This is a genomic window from Pseudomonas syringae (genome assembly GCF_021605415.1).
GTDB classification, from domain to species: Bacteria; Pseudomonadota; Gammaproteobacteria; order Pseudomonadales; family Pseudomonadaceae; genus Aquipseudomonas; species Aquipseudomonas syringae_S.
In genome coordinates, this window is record NZ_WKEQ01000018.1 from 64057 (window position 1) to 82836 (window position 18780).

Sequence of the window (18780 nt, forward strand, 5' to 3'; positions counted from 1 at the left end):
CTCTGTCATCAGATCGTGAGTGGCTGCCCGAAATCCTGTGGGTCCAGTGGATCTTCAATGGACGCCAAATCCATTACCAGCCCAGAACCCTGTGGGAGCCTGGCTTGCCAGCGATGGCGTCCTGAGCATCACGGCAAATTTCCGAGCGTTGAGCCGCGCCTAATCAACACCGGCGCAAAATCCAGCTTCACCACCGCCCCGACATCCCCGCGCAGCCGCTTGAGCAAACACGCAAACGCCCGCGCGCCGATCTCTTCCGTAGGCTGGGCAATGGCCGTAATCCCGCTCCCCACCAACGGATACCAATCCAGATCATCCAGCGCGATCAGACCGACATCCTCAAACAGCCGGCAGCCGATTTCGCGCAGCGCACGGGTGCTCGCGAGCGCCGCGACACCGTTGGCGCAAAACAGCGCTTTCGGCCCGGCATCGGGCTTATGAAGAAAGGTTTGAAGTTCGTCAGCAAGAGCGTCGCCGGTTTCCAGCACTGCACCCTGCAGGGCCGGACGCTGCGCAATTTGTGCCTGAAAACTGCTGACCCGTTCGATCCGCGAACTGGTGCCGTCATAGGGTTCGGTCACCAACAGCACATCACGAAAACCGCGTTGTTCCAGGTGTTCCAGCGCCATTTGCACCGCTTGCGGGTTGTTCAGGCCCACCATGTCACTGTCGAGCCCGTCGACCTTGCGATCCACCAAGACCAGCGGCATTTCCCGGTGCAGTTCATGCAGTTCGTCTCGGTGATGGCCGAGGGTGTTCACGATCAGGCCTTCGATGTTGTAGGAGCGCAGCAACGCCAAATGTTGACGTTCCTGCTCGTCATCGCGGTCGGTGTTGCAGACGACAAGGCTGTAGCCGTGCTGACGGCAGGCGGTTTCTACCCCATGCATTACGGCGATTGAATAAGGGTTGCGGATATCGGCGACGAGCATGCCGATCAGGCGGGTACGCCCGCGTTTCAGGCCACGGGCCATTTGGTTTGGGCGATATCCGAGGTCGTCAATGGCTTGCTCGATGCGCGAGGCGATAGCCTCGGAGAGCAGCGCGCGGTCGTCGCCGATAAAGCGCGACACGCTGGCTTTGGACACGCCTGCGCGCTCGGCGACATCGAGCATTGTGACGCGGCTGCGCTGGGCGGCGGAGAAGTCGTTCACGGTCTGAAACCTTGTTATTGGATTTATTGGGTTTCAGACATTGAGACAATCCTGAAACCGGTTTCAGGAAACACCAGAAGCAAATCATTCGTCAAGTGAAGGCTAGGAAAATTTCTCTACCGTGACGACGGACGGTGATTACACAAGGACGGTGGCCCATGCAGAGGCCAACAGCAAAAGCGCCATCATACGGTTGAATCGTTGCAAGGCACGGGGTGAACGCAACCAGCGTGCGGAACCGGCTCCCAACAACGCCCACGCGCCGAGACAAGGCAGCGACACCAGAAAAAATACCAGAGACAGGGCGAGCACATGCGCCACGCGATCTTCGCCGACACCGGCGAAAACGCTGACAACGGCCAGCGCCATCATCCAGGTCTTCGGGTTGATCAACTGCAGGCTGGCAGCGCCGAACAGGCCGAGCCGGTCGCCTGCTTTCGCATTGCCGGGTTCGAAGGCCGGCGCACGAAAGATCTGCCAGGACAGGTAGCTCAACCACGCCACGCCGATCCATTGCATGGCCAATTGCACCTGCGGCAGTTCGGTGAGTACCGATCCGGCGCCACTGCCCACCACCAGAACGAGCAATGCGGCGGCCGCGCAGGCACCGACAATGATTGGCACCGCTGCGCCGAGGCCGTAACGGGCACTGTTACTCAGCACCAGAATGTTGGTCGGGCCGGGAGTGATCGAGGCGACAAAGGCAAACAGCAAGAAGGGCAGTAACGTCGGAAACGTGGACAACATGGCGGTGAAACTCCGGTGAAGATCGATGAACCGATCTTCAATGACCGCCCAGTGAGTTGTCTGGAAGATTTGAGCAGCGTTTGCGGTAGGCAGCGGGGGTCAACCCGTAGGCACGCACGAACCAGCGGCCGAGATGGCTCTGGTCGGCGAACCCCAGTTCCATGGCCACGGCGGCGGGTTGCGCACCGGTGGCAAGCAAACGGCGGGCCTTGGCCAGTCGCAGTTGCACCAGGTACGCGTGGGGCGCAAGGCCGAACGCGGCTTTGAACGCGCGGGTCAACCGGAAGCGATCAACGCCGGCGGCCGCCGCGACTTGATCGAGGCCGATATCGAAGCGCGCGTTGGCGTGCAGATAGTCCCGGGCTTTTTGCGCCACCCATGGCAGGCGCGGATCCTGCGCATAACGGGTGCGCCATTGCAGATGGCAGGTCAAGCGTTCCAGCAATGCGTCCAGTGCGGACTGCCTGACGATTTTCAGTTCGCCGCCGTGCAATGTCTGAAAGGCCTGACTGGTGGCGCGGGCCAGTTGCGGGTCGGTGGTGAGGGTCTGGGCAAAGCTCAGTTGGCTGTTGCCCGGCGCATCCTGAAACAACCCATTCAACTCGCATTCGAGCCAGGCCGGATCGAGGTAGAGCATGCGATAGGTAAAACCATCTTCAGTGGGTGCATCGCCGTCGTGAATATCGCCCGGTTCCAGCAAAAACACCTTACCCGGCGTGCTCTGGTGTTTCGTGCGCCGGCAATTGAATTGCTGCACACCTTGTTCGGTCACGCCTACCAGATAGCTGTCGTGCCAGTGCGGATCGTAAGCGTGGCCTTCGAAATGCGCGCGCAGGGTCTCGATGCCGGTGTCGGCATCCTGGGCCAGATCGATCCAGTTGTTAGCGCTCATGCCGCACCCGTGGGACGAAGGATTGCCTATTTAGCGCAGCTTTCATCTCGATGCCTAGAAGATTTGTGCAGCATCAGCCGAACAACCCGGCGGCGATGTTGATGGAAAAACCCAGAATGGCCGTGTTGAACACAAATCCGATCAACGATTGCGCCAATACGATTTTGCGCAGACCCCGGGTCGCGACGCCGACATCGGAAGTCTGCACCGCAACGCCGACGGTGAATGAAAAATACAGAAAGTCCCAGTAATTGGGGGTGGTCAAGCCTTCGGCGAAACGGAGTGCCGGTTCCTTGCCGTCCCAAATGTAAAACAGGCGAGCGTAGTGCAGGCTGAAAATCACCCCGATCAACAGCCAGGAACCCACGACGGTCAGCGCGGTGAAACCGTAGTGAAGCAGCTTAGTGGTGGTGTCCAGGTCGCGGCTGCCGGCGAGTTCGAAGGCGATGGTCGCCAGGCTGGCCAACGCCGCAATGGACACCGTCAGCAGCACCAGTCCCGCGTTCTCGTCCTCCATCTCGGCGATGCGTCTGACGTCCGGCGCTTTGGCCCGAACGGTGAGCCAGGTCATCAAGGCGAGATACGTCCAGACACCGGCATTCCAGCCGATGAGGATTTTGCTGATGACGGAGTCGGCAGGGGTCAGCAAACCCACCGCAACGCCAAAGGTTGCAGCAGCGGAGAGGCGAGGGTGGGTACGGGCAAGAAAGCGCATGGGGGCTCACTGAGGCAATGCATCGCAGCACCATAGCGCACGCATGCAGGCTTTTGTAGGCGCTGCGGCACGCTGCGATCTTTTGATTTTGTGGTTCGGATGAAGATCAAAAGACCGCAGCCTCGTTTCACTCGTCAGCTCTTACAGGGTTTTGCGCACGAGTTTCATGACGACGACGAAGAATACCGGGACAAACAATACCGCCAGCGTCGCTGTGATCATCCCGCCGATCACGCCGGTGCCGATCGCTTGCTGGCTCGCCGAACTGGCGCCGGTGGCGATGGCCAGTGGCACCACGCCGAGGATGAACGCCAGCGAGGTCATCACGATGGGGCGCAAGCGCAGGCGCGCAGCTTGCAGCGTGGCGTCGATCAGGTCGTGTCCTTCGTCGTACAGGCTCTTGGCGAATTCGATGATCAAAATCGCGTTCTTCGCCGACAGACCGATGATAGTGATCAAGCCGACCTTGAAGAACACATCATTGGGCATTCCGCGCAACGTTACGGCCAACACGGCGCCGAGTACGCCGAGTGGCACCACCAGCAACACTGAAGCGGGAATCGACCAACTTTCATACAGCGCCGCCAGGCACAGGAAGACGATCAGCAACGAGAGCCCCAACAGAATCGGTGCCTGACTGCCGGACAAACGTTCCTGTAGCGAGAGCCCCGTCCATTCTTGCCCCAGACCTTTCGGCCCTTGCGCAACCAGACGTTCAATTTCGGCCATGGCTTCACCCGTGCTGTGGCCCGCTGCCGGTTCGCCGGAGATGGCAATCGCCGGGTAGCCGTTATAGCGAGTCAACTGAGCCGGGCCCTGTATCCATTTAGCAGACACGAAGGCCGACAGCGGCACCATGTGGCCGCTGTTATTGCGCACGTGCATGTTCAGCAGGTCATCGACCTGGCTGCGTCGATCACCTTCGGCCTGAACCACCACACGTTGCATGCGCCCCTGATTGGGAAAATCATTGATATAGGCCGACCCGACGGCGGTAGACAGCACATTGCCGATATCGGTAAACGACACGCCCAAGGCGTTGGCCTGCTTGCGATCCACTTCAAGCTGCACTTGTGGCGCTTCGGCCAGGGCACTTTCACGCACGTTCATCAGGATCGGGCTTTTCTCGGCGGCGTCCAGCAACTGCGTGCGCGCCTGCATCAACGTGGCATGTCCGAGACCGCCGCGATCCTGCAAGCGGAACTCAAAACCGCTGGACGTTCCAAGGCCGTCAACAGGCGGCGGCAGCACGGAAAACGCCATGGCATCCTTGATCTGGCTGAAAGCGGCGTTGGCACGGTCAGCGATGGAGCTGGCCGAGTCGTCGCTGCCGCGCTGCGACCAATCCTTGAGCGTTGAAAACGTCAGCGCCGCGTTCTGGCCACTGCCGGAGAAACTGAAACCGAGAATAACCACGGTGTCGCTGATCCCCGGTTCGCCGGCGTTGTGCTTTTCGATCTGCTCGGCGACTTGCACCGTGCGGTTTTTGGTCGCGCCGGGGGGTAACTGAATGTCGGTGATGGTGTAACCCTGATCTTCTACCGGCAGAAACGAGGAGGGTAGACGCGCGAAACACAGGCCCAGGCCGATCAACAGAACCCCATAAATCAACAGATAACGCCCGGTGCGTTTCAGCGCATAACCGACCCAGCCCTGATAGCGGTCGGTCAATTGTTCGAAGCGGCGATTGAACCCGCCGAAGAACCCGGTCTTCGCGTGATGCTCACCCTTGCCGATGGGCTTGAGCAGTGTCGCGCACAATGCCGGAGTCAAGGTCAGTGCAAGGAACGCCGAGAACAGAATCGAGGTAGCCATCGACAGCGAGAACTGGCGGTAGATCACCCCGACCGATCCCTGCATGAACGCCATCGGAATGAACACCGCCACCAGTACCACGGTGATGCCGATGATCGCGCCGGTGATCTGGCCCATGGCTTTGCGCGTCGCCTCTTTCGGCGAAAGGCCTTCGCTGGCCATGATCCGTTCGACGTTTTCCACCACCACAATGGCGTCGTCCACCAGAATACCGATGGCCAGCACCATGCCGAACATGGTCAGCACGTTGATTGAAAACCCCAGCGCCAGCATCGTGGCAAAGGTGCCCATCAAGGCGACCGGCACCACCAGGGTCGGGATCAGCGTGTAGCGCACATTTTGTAGAAACAGAAACATCACCGCGAAGACCAGCAGCATTGCTTCGCCGAGGGTGTAAACGAGTTTAGTGATCGAGACTTTGACGAACGGCGAGGTGTCGTACGGAATCTTGTATTCCACGCCCGCCGGGAAGTAGCGCGACAGCTCATCCATTTTCGCCCGAATCAGCGTCGCGGTGCTCAGCGCGTTGGCACCTGGCGACAATTGCACGCCGACCGCCGTGGACGGCTTGCCGTTCAGACGCGTGCCGAACTGGTATTCCTGACTGCCGATCTCGACCCGCGCCACGTCGGCGATGCGCACGGTTGAACCGTCCGGGTTGGCCTTGAGCACGATGTCGGCGAATTCTTCCGGCGTCGACAGCTGCCCCTTGACCATGATGGTCGCGGTGATTTCCTGCGTGCCGGGGCCCGGCAGGTCGCCGATGCTGCCCGACGAAACCTGGGCGTTCTGCGCGACGATGGCGGCGTTGACGTCGGCCGGAGTCAAATTGAAGCCGATCAGTTTCTGCGGATCGATCCAGATGCGCATTGCTCGCTCGGCGCCGTACAACTGAGCCTTGCCGACGCCGTCCAGACGCTTGATCTCGTTCATCACGTTGCGCGCCAGGTAATCGCTGAGCGCCACGTTGTCGAGTTTGCCGTCGCTGGAGGTGAGGGTGATCAATAGCAGGAAACCGGCGGACACCTTTTCAACCTGCAAACCTTGCTGGTTTACCGCTTGGGGCAGGCGTGACTCGACCACCTTGAGACGGTTCTGCACGTCGACCTGCGCCAGTTCCGGGTTGGTGCCCGGCCGGAAAGTCGCCTTGATTGTCGCGCTGCCAAGGCTGCTCTGGGATTCGAAATAAAGCAGATGGTCGGCGCCGTTGAGCTCTTCCTCGATCAGGCTGACCACGCTTTCGTCTACGGTCTGCGCTGAGGCGCCCGGGTAAACGGCATAGATCTCGATCTGCGGCGGAGCGACATCGGGGTATTGCGCCACCGGCAACTGCGGGATGGCCAATGCGCCGGCCAGCAAAATGAACAACGCCACTACCCAGGCGAACACCGGCCGGTCGATAAAAAATTGCGGCATAAAAAAGCGTCCTGCTTACTGCCCGGAAGTCTGGGCAAGGGGAAGAGGGGTGTCGTCGACCTGCACTTTCTCGCCGGGACGAGCGTGCTGCAGGCCTTCGATGACAATGCGGTCGCCCGGTTTCAAACCGCCGGTGACGATCCAGCGATCGTTCTGCACCGCACCCAATTGCACCGGCTGCTGGGCCACGCGCATCTGCTCGTCGATCGTCAGCACTTGCGCAACACCGGCGCCGTCACGGGAAATCGCCCGTTGCGGTACGGTGAGACCGTGCTGGATCACGGCTTGCTCCAGACGCACCCGTACGAAACTACCGGGCAACAGGTCAAGGTCAGGGTTAGGGAATTCACTGCGCAGGATGATCTGGCCGGTACCGGGATCAACCGTTATGTCGGTGAACAGCAACTTGCCAGGCAGCGCATACAGGCTACCGTCGTCCTGAATCAGCGTGGCTTTCACCTGATCCTGGCCGACCTGTTGCAAATGGCCGGAGCGGAATGCCCGGCGCAGTTCATTGAGTTCACGGGTGGACTGGGTCAGGTCGGCATGGATCGGATTCAGTTGCTGAATCAAAGCCAGCGGCGTGGTCTCGTTCTGCCCGACCAGCGCGCCTTCGGTGACCAGCGCACGGCCGATACGCCCGGAAATCGGCGCGGTGACGGTGGCGTAACCCAGATTCAGCTTCGCCCGTTCAACGGCAGCCCTGTTGGCCGCGACGTCGGCGGCCGTCTGCCGTGCATTGGCCCGGGCGTTGTCGTAATCCTGGCCACTGATGGCGTTGTCATCGATCAACTGGGCGTAACGCTGCTCCTGCAATTTGGCCTGGAACGCATTGGCCTCGGCCTTGCGCAGGGCGGCGTCGGCGCTGTCGAGGTCAGCCTTGAACGGCGCCGGGTCGATGCGAAACAGCACATCGCCTTTTTTCACGTCGCTGCCTTCGCGGAAGGTGCGTTGCAGCACCACGCCAGCGACCCGGGCGCGCACTTCGGCGATCCGTGGCGCGGCGATCCTGCCGCTCAGTTCGCTGCTGATCGACAGGGGGCGGGCTTCGAGGGTTTCGATGCGCACCGTGGCGGGCGGTGCCTCGCTTTCTGTGTTCGAGGACGAGTCGCAGGCACTCACTGTCAGCATCAACGCAATCAGGCCGAGCCCGGCCAGCAGATTCTTCGACATGTACTACCCCCAATATTGATGCCCGCATCCTACGGACAGTTGAGCAAGGTAGCGGTGAAGCTTTGTACGTGCTCTGTGAAATTGTGTAAGGGTTTTGCTCGGGGGCGGGTGAGGCCGTATATCCTTCAGTCCTTGAAACTTATTGCGACAGTTGCGCCGCCTTCGCGAGCAAGCTCGGCTCCTACAGTGAATTGCTGACGTTCACAACACCGCTTGTAGGAGCGAGCCTGCTTGCGAAGGGGCCGGCCCAAACACCACAGCATTTTCCGGACGCCCCATGCCCAACATCCTCCTGGTCGAAGACGACACCGCCCTCGCCGAACTGATCGCCAGTTATCTGGAACGCAACGGCTACTGCGTCAGCGTGATCGGCCGTGGCGATCACGTGCGCGAGCGCGCGCGGGTCAGTCCGCCGGATCTGGTGATCCTCGACCTGATGCTGCCGGGCCTTGACGGTTTACAGGTCTGTCGCCTGCTGCGGGCCGATTCGGCAGCGTTGCCAATCCTGATGCTCACCGCCCGCGACGACAGTCACGATCAAGTACTCGGCCTGGAAATGGGCGCCGATGACTACGTCACCAAACCTTGCGAACCCCGGGTGTTGCTCGCTCGCGTGCGCACCTTGCTGCGCCGCAGCAGTCTCGGCGAACCGGTCACCGTCAACGACCGCATCCTGATGGGCAACCTGTGCATTGACCTGTCCGAACGCACGGTCACCTGGCGCGAGCAACCGGTGGAATTGTCCAGCGGCGAATACAACCTGCTGGTGGTGCTGGCCCGGCATGCCGGTGAAGTGCTCAGCCGTGATCAGATCCTGCAACGCTTGCGCGGCATCGAATTCAACGGCACTGATCGTTCGGTGGACGTGGCAATCTCCAAACTGCGGCGCAAGTTCGACGACAATGCCGGCGAGGCGCGCAAAATCAAGACCGTGTGGGGCAAGGGTTATCTGTTCAGCCGTTCCGAGTGGGAATGCTGAGCCGATGTTCAGAATCCTCTTTCGCCTGTATCTGGTGACAATCGTCTCCTACAGCGCGGCGATTTATCTGGTGCCGGATCTGGTGGTCATGGCATTCCGCGAGCGATTCGTCACTTACAACCTCGACTATTCCCGTGGTTTGCAGTCGCTCATCACCCGCCAGTTTCAGGCCGTGCCGCAAGCGCAATGGCCGGCATTGGCGGCGCAGATGGACAAGGAGTTCAAGCCGCTGCACATCGTGCTGGCACGCATCGATGACGCCCACTTCACCCCGGACGAACGCGAACGCCTGCGCCAGGGCGAAAACGTGGTGCGCATTGGCGACTGGGGCTGGCGAACCCTGGCGGTCACGCCGCTGAATGGCGATGCGGTGGTGCAAATGGTGGTGCCGCCGGATCCGCTGGACGTCAATTTGTTGTACTGGAGCATCAACGTGCTGATCGGCGCGACCCTGCTCGCTTGCCTTCTGTTGTGGTTACGTCCGCACTGGCGGGATCTGGAGCGGCTTAAAGGCACTGCCGAACGGTTCGGCAAGGGCCAACTGAGCGAACGCACGAAAATTTCGCCTCATTCGAATATCGGCAGCCTGGCGCATGTGTTTGACACCATGGCTGGCGACATCGAAAACCTGCTCAATCAGCAGCGCGACTTGCTCAACGCCGTCTCCCACGAGCTGCGCACACCATTGACGCGTCTGGATTTCGGCCTCGCCCTGGCGCTGTCCGATGATCTTCCGGTGGCGAGCCGCGAACGTCTGCAAGGCTTGGTGGCGCACATTCGTGAGCTGGATGAGTTGGTGCTGGAGCTGCTGTCTTTCAGCCGCCTGCAAAATCCGGCGCACCTGCCGGAGCGGGTCGAAGTGGCGCTCGACGAGTTCATCGATAGCATCCTGGGCAGCGTCGATGAAGAACTGGAAACACCTGACATCGTCATCGACGTCTTGCTCCACGGCCAACTGGAACGTTTTTCCCTTGATCCACGACTGACCGCCCGGGCCATCCAGAATCTGGTGCGCAACGCCATGCGCTATTGCGAAAAGCGCATCCAGATCGGCGTCCAGGTTTGCCCCAAGGGTTGTGAGATTTGGGTCGATGACGATGGCATCGGTATTCCCGATGACGAGCGCGAGCGGATCTTCGAACCGTTTTATCGACTTGACCGCAGCCGCGACCGCGCCACGGGTGGCTTCGGCCTCGGTCTGGCGATCAGTCGCCGGGCACTCGAGGCCCAAGGTGGCAACCTGACGGTTGAGTCGTCGCCATTGGCCGGCGCGCGATTCCGTTTGTGGTTGCCAACGTCTTCCTGAACGCCGATGGCATCAGTTTCCGATAAGTGGCAACACTGAGCACGGTTTACCTGTCAGATCTGACAGTAGCGGCTGAGGGGTCTCCAGTGTTTGATGGACAGTGCTGATTTTGTCCTCGTACCAAGGAAAACCGCGCAATGGCCGACTCGACACTCGTACAACCTCACATCCCGGAAATGAAGGTAGACATTTTGGGGCCGGAACCCATTGATGCCGGGCTTCCGCTGGCTCTGACCTACCTCTATCCCGAGGGGGTAAAAGTGCTTATCGAGCCGGCGCCGTCGGCATCCGCAAAAGATCATTACGTTGTACGGCTGAACGGTGACGTCGCCACTGAGATAGAAATCGCAGAGGGGGAGGCGTCGCAACAGGCGACTGTCTACGTCCCGGCGGAACTATGGAAGGACAAGCTGAACGTTCTTGAATATGGCCTGCAGCGGGCCACGGTTGAAATCGAAACGTCGCAGCCATTGCAGGTCTGGTTTAACACCGAGCGTCCGGGGCAGATGGATCGCTTCCCCGATCAAGAAGGCCATTCCGAACTTTCAATCACCGTGCCGAATGAAGTTCTGGAGGAGGGCGTGGATCCCGAGCGTGCGCGCCTGGGCGTCGAGGTCAGCGTTTTTTATCCGCTGATGCGGGCATTCGACATGATTCAGCTGTACTGCAATGGCGAAGTTCTCAGGCATATCGTCAACCAGGACGAAGTGGAGCAGCAGCAGCCGATCCGGATGATGATCGACGAGGCGACGTTTCTCGCTGCCGGTGACAATCCGCAATTTCCGGTGCGTTTCACGGTGCTGGATCGGGTCGGAAACGGCCCTGACGTAAACAGCCCCGACTCCGTTACCGTGAACCTGTTTGTAAGGGTAAAAGGCACCTGGTTCGACCCGCCGATTGTCAGCGAAGACCCCAACGACTCTGAAGACGATCCCGATGTCATCGATCTGGAAAAACTGGCCGGCAAGCCAGCGACGGCTCAGGTGTATGTCTCGCGCAGCTGGTTGAAGGACGACGAAATACAGCTGACCTGCCGTTTCCAGTTGGGGGATGAAACTGAACGGCTGACCTTGGCGGAAACCGTGAAAAACGTGCCGTTCATGTATTCGCTGCCGGTGCCGCACGCCTGTTTTCTCGCGGCGGCAGGCGGGTCGGCGGTGTTCAGCTATACGCGGGTTAGCGCGGGCGTTGAGCTGGATCGCTCCACCGTGCAGCGGGTCAGCATCAAAGGCGCATCGGCAGGTGCGCTGGAGCCACCCGTCCTGGTGGGTGCGGGCGATGAGATCGATCCGTTGGCGTTTGCCGAAGGCATCACCGCGCGCGTCGAATACCTTGAAGACCAGCCAGGCGACCAGGCCCGAATCAACGTTCAAGGTACGGCGGGGATCGGTTCCCCCCCATTAGCCGCCGTCGCGTTCAACAAAAACCATCGGGCAAATTTTCTGCTCAAGGCACCCGTACTGGCGGCCAATCAGGGCAACGTGCTGAAACTTTCGTGGGCGCTGTTGCGCGGTAGCGCCACTCAGCCGTCACGCACTCGCGATGTGACGGTCAAGCGTATTGAAGACAACGATTGGCGCTTGCCGATACCGACGCTGCCGCAATCACTGGACAACCAAGTTCTGGATCTCGTTACGTTCACCGGCCCCGCGCAGGCCTAGTGCGAACCATGGCCGTCCATGGCAGTCGACCAGTTGCGCTGGTTCCGACTGCACGGCATTGACAGGAACGGCGATGAATACGTGGTTCCCATTGCACAGGGCGCGCCAGTCACCAAACCGGAAGTCGGCAGCGGCCTCGATAACACCGTGCCGCGTGAACTGCTGCTCAAGTTCCAGCCAGGCAGCACGTTGCGCATCGAGCTGAAAGTCGCCTTTGACGGGCATGATGATGAGAGTGCAGCGGTGTGCTTCACGCCGCGAATTTTGCAGCTGCTGGATTCACCGCCCGTCTTGCTTCAAGACTTTACCGAAGTGCCGTCCCAAACCGTGCGAGCAGGGGAAGTGATTGAAGTGCCCGGCATGCTCATCACGTTCAAATCGGGTGAGGGCGAGTGTGCAATCACCGAGCGCACTGAAATTGGTGAGTCGTTTACGGGCCGAATCGAGGGGCAAGTACTGAGTGTCGGCCGCGAAGCCAATGGCGTCGATCCTGTAAATGTCGAATTGGCACTCAGCCAGGGCTGTTCACGGATCAGCTTCTGGCACGTCAGCTCCAATTACGATGACAGCACCGTGTCGTACTACAACGACGACGGAGCACTGCTCGGTGTGCAGCGGATCGGCGCCTCCTATGGCACACCGGTGAACGTCGAATTCGCAGCGACGGGCATCGTGCGCCTGGATTTCCATTGCCCGACGCCGGACTGGTTCTCGATGGATAACTTCAGGGTGCAATATTTCTGAGGCTCATCGGTGATGCATAGCGTTGCCCTGTCATTTGCCGAACGCAGCGCTGCGTCAGGTTTTCGATGACCCATTGATCGCTTCGGCCAGATCCCGATAAGCCTCGCAACCGGTGCCGCAGATCGAACGGATCTGTTGAAGCTGTTCCTGGGCCAGATCCAGTCGTCCTTTGGTCACGTAGGCTTCGCCCAAATATTCACGCACTTGCGCGTACTGCGGATCGAGTTTCACCGATTGCAGGTAATAGCCGATGCCCTCATCCGTACGGCCGAGTTTGCGCGTGGCATAACCGCGATAATTCAGGGCCTTGGCGGTGTTCGGCGATTTCAGGGTATCGAGCAGGGCCAAGGCTTCTTCATAACGCCCGTCCTTGGCCAGACGATAGGCGTAATCGGTACGGTCGGCGTCTGGCAACAGACTACTCGTCACCAACACGCATTCCTGCGTTTTGCTGTCCCAGACCTGACCTTTCGGGCAGTCGGGCTTCTTCACCGGTTCATCTTCATCGCCGTCGGCGAAGGCGAGAGGGCTAAACAATACAGCGGCCATCAACAACGGCGCGGCGAACATCACTGAGCGGATAGTCATGGTTCAGGCTCCATGGTGGTACATCGTTTTGCGCATCCTATAAAGAAAGACCAAATTCAGCGGTTGTGCTCGACCGCCCATGCCCGTTGATCGGCGTTTCGGATTGAACACCCATGCAGGCGCTTGATCCAGTCCCGCTTTTGGCCGAACCACCGCCCCGATGCCTTGTTATAGTTCGGGCCTCATTTTTCTGCCGGTAAAGGATCATCGCCATGTCTCAATACTCCGCCTTCAGCGTCGAATTGGTCGATAACATCGCTCATGTGCAGATCAACCGGCCGGAAAAGATCAATTCGATGAACGCCGCGTTCTGGACCGAGATCATCGAGATCTTCCAGTGGGTCGACGAGACCGACGAAGTGCGCGTGGTGGTGCTCGGTGGTGCCGGCAAACACTTTTCTTCCGGCATCGATCTGATGATGCTCGCCGGGGTGGCCAATGAACTGGGCAAGGACGTGGGTCGCAATGCGCGTCTGCTGCGGCGCAAGATCCTCGCCCTGCAAGCGTCTTTCAATGCCGTCGATAATTGCCGCAAACCGGTACTGGCGGCGATTCACGGTTATTGCCTCGGTGGCGCCATCGACCTGATCGCCGCGTGCGACATGCGCTACGCCGCCGAAGACACGCAATTCTCAATCAAGGAAATCGATATCGGCATGGCCGCCGATGTTGGCACTTTGCAACGGTTGCCACGGATCATCGGTGACGGCATGCTGCGGGAGCTGGCGTACACCGGTCGCACCTTTGGTGCCGAAGAAGGCCGCAGCATCGGCCTGGTCAACCGCGTTTACGCCGACAAGGACAGCCTGCTCGAAGGCGTGATGGAGATCGCCCGCGAGATCGCCGCCAAATCGCCGATTGCGATTGCCGGCACCAAGGCAATGATCAGTTACATGCGTGACCATCGCATCGACGATGGCCTCGAATACGTTGCCACCTGGAACGCCGCCATGCTGCAATCCACCGATCTGCGCGTGGCCATGGCCGCCCATATGAGCAAACAGAAACCCGAATTTCTGGATTGAAGAATAAACCATGACATCTCGCTGGATCACCGCAGTACTGGACACCGATCAACCCGGCGGCTGGGCCGTTGCGCGCAGTCCCGAAGGCTTTCTGTTCGACGACAACGGCGCGCTGTTCCCTCGGGAATGGCTCAAACGCCAGGATTTGTCCGTATTGACCGAGCACGGCATCGGCCATCTCGACGGCGAACCGGTGTTCTTGCTGGAGCTGTCGAATGCCAGCGAAGTGCCGGGTTGTAACTGGAAGGGCTTGCGGGCGTTCATGCTGGATGGCGATCACACCGTCTACAAAGTGCTGGGTTATGCGGCGCAAATCGGCACATGGGCCCGCGAGCATCGTTTCTGCGGCAATTGCGGGCAGGCGATGTCCCAAGTGCCACGGGAGCGGGCAATGCATTGCCAGCCGTGTGACCTGCGCAATTATCCGCGCATTTCGCCGAGCATGATCGTGCTGGTGACCCGTGGCGATGAGGTGCTGCTGGCACGCTCGCCGCGTTTCGTCACCGGGGTTTACAGCACGCTGGCCGGGTTCGCCGAACCGGGTGAGTCGGCGGAAGATTGCCTGATTCGCGAAGTGCGCGAGGAAGTGCAGATCGAGGTGAAGAACATTCAGTACCAGGGCAGCCAGTGCTGGCCGTTCCCGCACTCGATGATGCTCGGCTTCCATGCCGAATATGCGGGAGGCGAGATTGTCTGTCAGGAAGACGAAATCGAAGACGCCCAGTGGTTCAACGTACACAACCTGCCGCCATTGCCGGCGTCGCGTTCGATTGCCCGTTACCTGATCGACGTCTACGTGGCGCGCCGCTTAGGCCACGCTGAACCAGTGCTGCCAGGCTAAACGTACGGTCAGGCCCAGCACCACGGTGATGAACACCGGACGGATGAACTTCGCGCCACCGCTGATCGCGGTGCGCGCACCGAAGAATGCGCCGACCATCACCGACATGCCCATGCTAAGGCCGATGATCCAGTCCACTTGCCCCGAGAACACAAACACCGACAACGCGGCGATGTTGCTGACGAAGTTCATGCTGCGCGCCACGCCGCTGGCCTTGACCAGGTCGATCGGATAGAGCAACAGGCTGCTGACTGTCCAGAATGCGCCTGTGCCGGGGCCGGCCACGCCGTCATAGAAACCGAGGCTGAAGCCCTGGGTCGATTGCCATTTCTTTTTGATCGGTGCATCGCTGTCCAGCGGTGCTTTGGGCGTGCCGCCGAACAACAGATACAGACCGCAGGCGAAGACGATCACCGGCAGCATCTTGTTCAGCCATTCTGCTGGCAGGTAGTGCGCGACGATGGCGCCGGCCAAGGCGCCGATCAGCGTGCCGACGATGGCATGCACCCACTGACGCGGGTGGAACAGCTTGCGCCGGTAGAAGGTGAAGCTGGCGGTCGCCGAGCCGAACGTCGAACTCAGTTTGTTGGTGCCCAGCACCAGATGCGGCGGCAGGCCGGCGGTGAGCAGGGCCGGTGTGGTCAACAAACCGCCGCCGCCAGCGATGGCGTCGATGAAACCGGCAACAAAGGCAACGACGGCCAGGATGGCCAGGGTGGTGAGATCTACGCTGAGTTCGAAAGGCATGGAGTCGGGCTTATTCGGCAGGGGTGCAGCGCTGGGCTGCGGGGAAGGGCTGCCATGTTACTCATTTCCAGTTGTTGCGGCGACCCGGCTGACGCCTTCGCGGGCAAGCCCGGCTCCTACAGGATTCGCGGCTGATACCTGCAGGAGCCGCGGCACGCTGCTTAAAAAGGATCAAAAGATCGCAGCGTGCCGCAGGTCCTACATGGGGGACTGGTTACAAGCCGAGTTCGGACAGGCCCGGGTGATCGTCCGGCCGGCGGCCCAGCGGCCAGCGGAATTTGCGTTCACTTTCCTGGATCGGCAAGTCGTTGATGCAGGCGTAGCGCTGGAACATCAGGCCGTTTTCATCGAACTCCCAGTTCTCGTTGCCGTAAGACCGAAACCAATTGCCGGAGTCGTCGTGCCACTCATAGGCATACCGCACGGCAATACGGGTGTCGGAATAAGCCCACAATTCCTTGATCAGCCGATAATCCAGCTCCTTGGCCCATTTGCGGGTCAGGAACGCCTTGGCTTCTTCACGGTTGTTGGCGAATTCGGCGCGGTTGCGCCATTTGGTATCGAGGGTGTAGGCCAGCGAAACTCGTTGCGGATCGCGGGAATTCCAGCCGTCCTCAGCCAAACGGACCTTTTCGATGGCGGATTCACGGTTGAACGGCGGCAGTGGCGGGCGAACTTCGGCTGCAGTGGACATATCAAGTCTCCGATCAAGTTGAATGTTGTCAGGCTTATTGAAGCGTTACAGATCCAATAATTTTCGCGCCACTAATTGCGCATTATCGGCCGCGCCGTGATCACCCATCACCAGCGCTACGGTAATGGCGCCATCGATCAGGATCAGCAGTTGCCTGGCCAGCAGTTGCGGATCTTCGGCGCCATGTTCGGTACAAATTTCGCACACATAGTCGAGCAGCTTTTGTTTGTGATCCTTGGCGACTAATCGCACTGGATCTTGTGGGTTGCCGGTTTCGCCGCTGGTGTTGATGAAAGCGCAACCGCGAAAACCTTCCGAATCGAACCAGCTTCCGAGCACGGTGAACAGGTTGAGCAAGCGGTCGGCGGGAGTTGCGGCCTGATCCACGGCGTTTCTGTACCAGCTCATCCAGCGCACGTCACGCCGTTGCAGGGCGCCAATGGTCAACTCTTCCTTGTTGGCGAAGTAACGGTAGATGCTTTTCCTGGAGACGCCCGCGGTTTTCACCAGAAGATCCATGCCAGTGGCTGCGATGCCGCTTTTGTAGATCAGCTTTTCGGTGACATCGAGGATGATGTCGCGTGTGGTTGTGTCGGTGATTTTGTTCATGAGCGGACTGTAGAACGATCGTTCTTCATGGTCAATTTATTTTTTAAAGTGAAAAGATCGCAGCGTGCCGCAGCTCCTGCACGGATCGATGTAGGCGCTGCCGAACGCTGCGATCTTTTCTGGTGCCAGCGAGACCCGACGGGAGCGATGGTGTAAGCTTTCGCACTCTTCGGATTCGATCATTGCGAGCCCTATGCCGTTGCTCTTCAAACGTTCTCTGCTGCCCAAACTGCGCAGCTTTCCGCTGACCGCCGAGGCCGTGACCATTCTGTCCGGCGCCGCCGAGTTTCGTCGTTGCCTGCTGGAGAAGATCGCTCAGGCGACCCGGCGCATCTACATCGTCGCACTCTATCTGCAACAGGATGAGGCCGGTCAGGAAATTCTCGATGCCTTGCACGCCGCCAAACTGGCGCGGCCGGAGCTGGAAGTGGTCGTGGTGGTCGACTGGCTGCGCGCCCAGCGCGGGTTGATCGGCGCCGGCAAGCAACCGGGCAACTCGGCCTGGTATCAGGAGATGACGCGCACCCACCAGAGCGAAGTGCCTGTCTACGGCGTGCCGGTGCAGACTCGTGAGTTGTTCGGCGTGCTGCATTTGAAAGGTTTCGTGATTGACGACAGTGTCATCTACAGCGGCGCGAGTCTGAACAATGTGTACCTGCACAAGTTCGACAAGTACCGTTTCGACCGCTATCACGTGCTGAACAACCGCGACCTTGCCGATTCCATGCACCATCTGGTCAAGCATGGCCTGACCGAATCGAAAGCGGTGCATCGCCTTGACCTGCCGAATCTGCCGACCACCCGCAGCCTGCGCAATGACATCGGCGACCTGCGCAGCCGCCTCAAATACGCGACTTACGACACCAGCGCCGGCAGCACGGCGCGCGATGGTCTGTCGGTTGCGCCGTTGCTCGGCGTCGGCAAGAACAACCCGCTGAACCGCGCGATTCTCGAACTGATCGCCAGCGCCAAGCAGCAACTGACCATCTGTACGCCGTACTTCAACCTCCCCCTGGGAGTCATCCGCGAGGTCAACCGCGCGCTGGCCCGTGGTGTGAAGATTGACATCGTGGTCGGCGACAAGACGGCCAACGATTTTTACATTCCCCCGAGCGAGCCGTTCAAGGTCATCGCAGCGTTGCCCTACCTGTACGAGATCAGCCTGCGCCGCTTCGCCAAGCGTCATCAGCGCAACATCGACAGCGGCCAGTTGAACCTGCACCTCTGGCGTGACGGCGACAACACCTATCACCTCAAGGGCATGTGGGTCGATCAGCGTTACACGTTGCTGACCGGCAACAACCTCAACCCGCGTGCGTTCCGGCTTGACCTGGAAAATGCGTTGCTGATGGATGACCCGAAAGGGGAATGGCTGGCGCCCCGTCAGCGCGAACTGGACGAGATTTTTGTCCATACTCGGCGGATCGAGAGTTTCCAGGATCTGGAAACCCTGCCGGATTACCCGGCCGGGGTGGCCAAGTTTCTCAAACGTGTGAGCCGGGTGCGGATCGAGCGGTTGCTGTACAGGATTTTGTAAGCAGATCCGGAATTAGCGTTGCAGGTGCTGACGTCTTCGCGGGCAAGCCCGGCTCCCACAGGTTTGTTGGTGTAACACAGCATTTGTGGACAAACCAAATCCCTGTGGGAGCCGGGCTTGCCCGCGATGAGGCCGTG

Annotated in this window: 17 protein-coding genes; 7 read left to right on the top strand and 10 right to left on the bottom strand. The window is 59.9% G+C overall.

What is annotated here, in order from left to right:
* Positions 1-128: 128 nt before the first annotated feature.
* The 6 genes from GIW69_RS14700 to GIW69_RS14725 all read right to left on the bottom strand — a co-directional run bounded on the left by GIW69_RS14700 (position 129) and on the right by GIW69_RS14725 (position 7912).
* On the bottom strand, positions 129-1154 hold the full coding sequence (locus tag GIW69_RS14700; RefSeq protein ID WP_496570920.1) for a LacI family DNA-binding transcriptional regulator: 1026 nt from the start codon (positions 1152-1154) through the stop codon (positions 129-131).
* A 138-nt stretch (positions 1155-1292) separates the two neighbouring features.
* Positions 1293-1901 (bottom strand): LysE family translocator, encoded by a 609-nt coding sequence (locus GIW69_RS14705; RefSeq protein ID WP_236483399.1) that lies wholly within the window; start codon positions 1899-1901, stop codon positions 1293-1295.
* Positions 1902-1938: 37 nt separating this feature from the next.
* Positions 1939-2793, bottom strand: coding sequence for an AraC family transcriptional regulator (locus GIW69_RS14710; protein ID WP_236483400.1), 855 nt, complete (start codon positions 2791-2793; stop codon positions 1939-1941).
* A 73-nt stretch (positions 2794-2866) separates the two neighbouring features.
* Positions 2867-3508, bottom strand: a complete 642-nt coding sequence (locus GIW69_RS14715; RefSeq protein ID WP_236483401.1) for a DUF1345 domain-containing protein — start codon at positions 3506-3508, stop codon at positions 2867-2869.
* Between the two features lie 141 nt (positions 3509-3649).
* The gene (locus tag GIW69_RS14720; RefSeq protein ID WP_236483402.1) at positions 3650-6739 is read right to left on the bottom strand and encodes an efflux RND transporter permease subunit; all 3090 of its coding nucleotides are present in this window, start codon (positions 6737-6739) and stop codon (positions 3650-3652) included.
* Positions 6740-6754: 15 nt separating this feature from the next.
* Complete coding sequence (locus GIW69_RS14725) at positions 6755-7912, bottom strand: efflux RND transporter periplasmic adaptor subunit (RefSeq protein WP_236483403.1); 1158 nt, start codon at positions 7910-7912, stop codon at positions 6755-6757.
* 277 nt (positions 7913-8189) lie between these two features.
* Here GIW69_RS14725 and GIW69_RS14730 point away from each other — a divergent pair, with 277 nt between their 5' ends.
* From GIW69_RS14730 to GIW69_RS14745, 4 genes are all read left to right on the top strand, one after another.
* A complete protein-coding gene (locus GIW69_RS14730; protein WP_236483404.1) occupies positions 8190-8891 on the top strand; it encodes a response regulator transcription factor in 702 nt (233 codons plus the stop codon).
* Positions 8892-8895: 4 nt separating this feature from the next.
* A complete protein-coding gene (locus tag GIW69_RS14735; protein ID WP_236483405.1) occupies positions 8896-10197 on the top strand; it encodes an ATP-binding protein in 1302 nt (433 codons plus the stop codon).
* A gap of 137 nt (positions 10198-10334) precedes the next feature.
* Complete coding sequence (locus tag GIW69_RS14740; protein ID WP_236483406.1) at positions 10335-11858, top strand: hypothetical protein; 1524 nt, start codon at positions 10335-10337, stop codon at positions 11856-11858.
* A gap of 18 nt (positions 11859-11876) precedes the next feature.
* Positions 11877-12602, top strand: coding sequence for a hypothetical protein (locus GIW69_RS14745; protein WP_236483407.1), 726 nt, complete (start codon positions 11877-11879; stop codon positions 12600-12602).
* A gap of 54 nt (positions 12603-12656) precedes the next feature.
* On the opposite strand, the gene GIW69_RS14750 is transcribed toward GIW69_RS14745, so the two are convergent.
* A complete protein-coding gene (locus GIW69_RS14750) occupies positions 12657-13190 on the bottom strand; it encodes a tetratricopeptide repeat protein (protein WP_236483408.1) in 534 nt (177 codons plus the stop codon).
* A 212-nt stretch (positions 13191-13402) separates the two neighbouring features.
* On the opposite strand from GIW69_RS14750, the gene GIW69_RS14755 reads away from it, so the two are divergent.
* Together GIW69_RS14755 and nudC are read left to right on the top strand one after the other, a co-directional pair.
* On the top strand, positions 13403-14215 hold the full coding sequence (locus tag GIW69_RS14755) for a crotonase/enoyl-CoA hydratase family protein (protein ID WP_236483409.1): 813 nt from the start codon (positions 13403-13405) through the stop codon (positions 14213-14215).
* 10 nt (positions 14216-14225) lie between these two features.
* A complete protein-coding gene (gene nudC / locus GIW69_RS14760; protein ID WP_236483410.1) occupies positions 14226-15056 on the top strand; it encodes an NAD(+) diphosphatase in 831 nt (276 codons plus the stop codon).
* On the opposite strand, the gene GIW69_RS14765 is transcribed toward nudC, so the two are convergent.
* The 3 genes from GIW69_RS14765 to GIW69_RS14775 form a co-directional block, all read right to left on the bottom strand.
* Positions 15024-15803, bottom strand: a complete 780-nt coding sequence (locus tag GIW69_RS14765) for a TSUP family transporter (RefSeq protein WP_236483411.1) — start codon at positions 15801-15803, stop codon at positions 15024-15026. The two genes, nudC and GIW69_RS14765, sit on opposite strands and share 33 nt — an antisense overlap.
* 214 nt (positions 15804-16017) lie before the next feature.
* Positions 16018-16497, bottom strand: a complete 480-nt coding sequence (locus tag GIW69_RS14770; RefSeq protein ID WP_236483412.1) for a nuclear transport factor 2 family protein — start codon at positions 16495-16497, stop codon at positions 16018-16020.
* A 45-nt stretch (positions 16498-16542) separates the two neighbouring features.
* Positions 16543-17106: a TetR/AcrR family transcriptional regulator gene (locus GIW69_RS14775; RefSeq protein ID WP_236483413.1), complete on the bottom strand. Its 564-nt coding sequence runs from the start codon at positions 17104-17106 to the stop codon at positions 16543-16545.
* A 193-nt stretch (positions 17107-17299) separates the two neighbouring features.
* On the opposite strand from GIW69_RS14775, the gene pssA reads away from it, so the two are divergent.
* Positions 17300-18643, top strand: a complete 1344-nt coding sequence (gene pssA / locus GIW69_RS14780; RefSeq protein ID WP_236483414.1) for a CDP-diacylglycerol--serine O-phosphatidyltransferase — start codon at positions 17300-17302, stop codon at positions 18641-18643.
* The last annotated feature ends 137 nt before the right edge of the window (positions 18644-18780 follow it).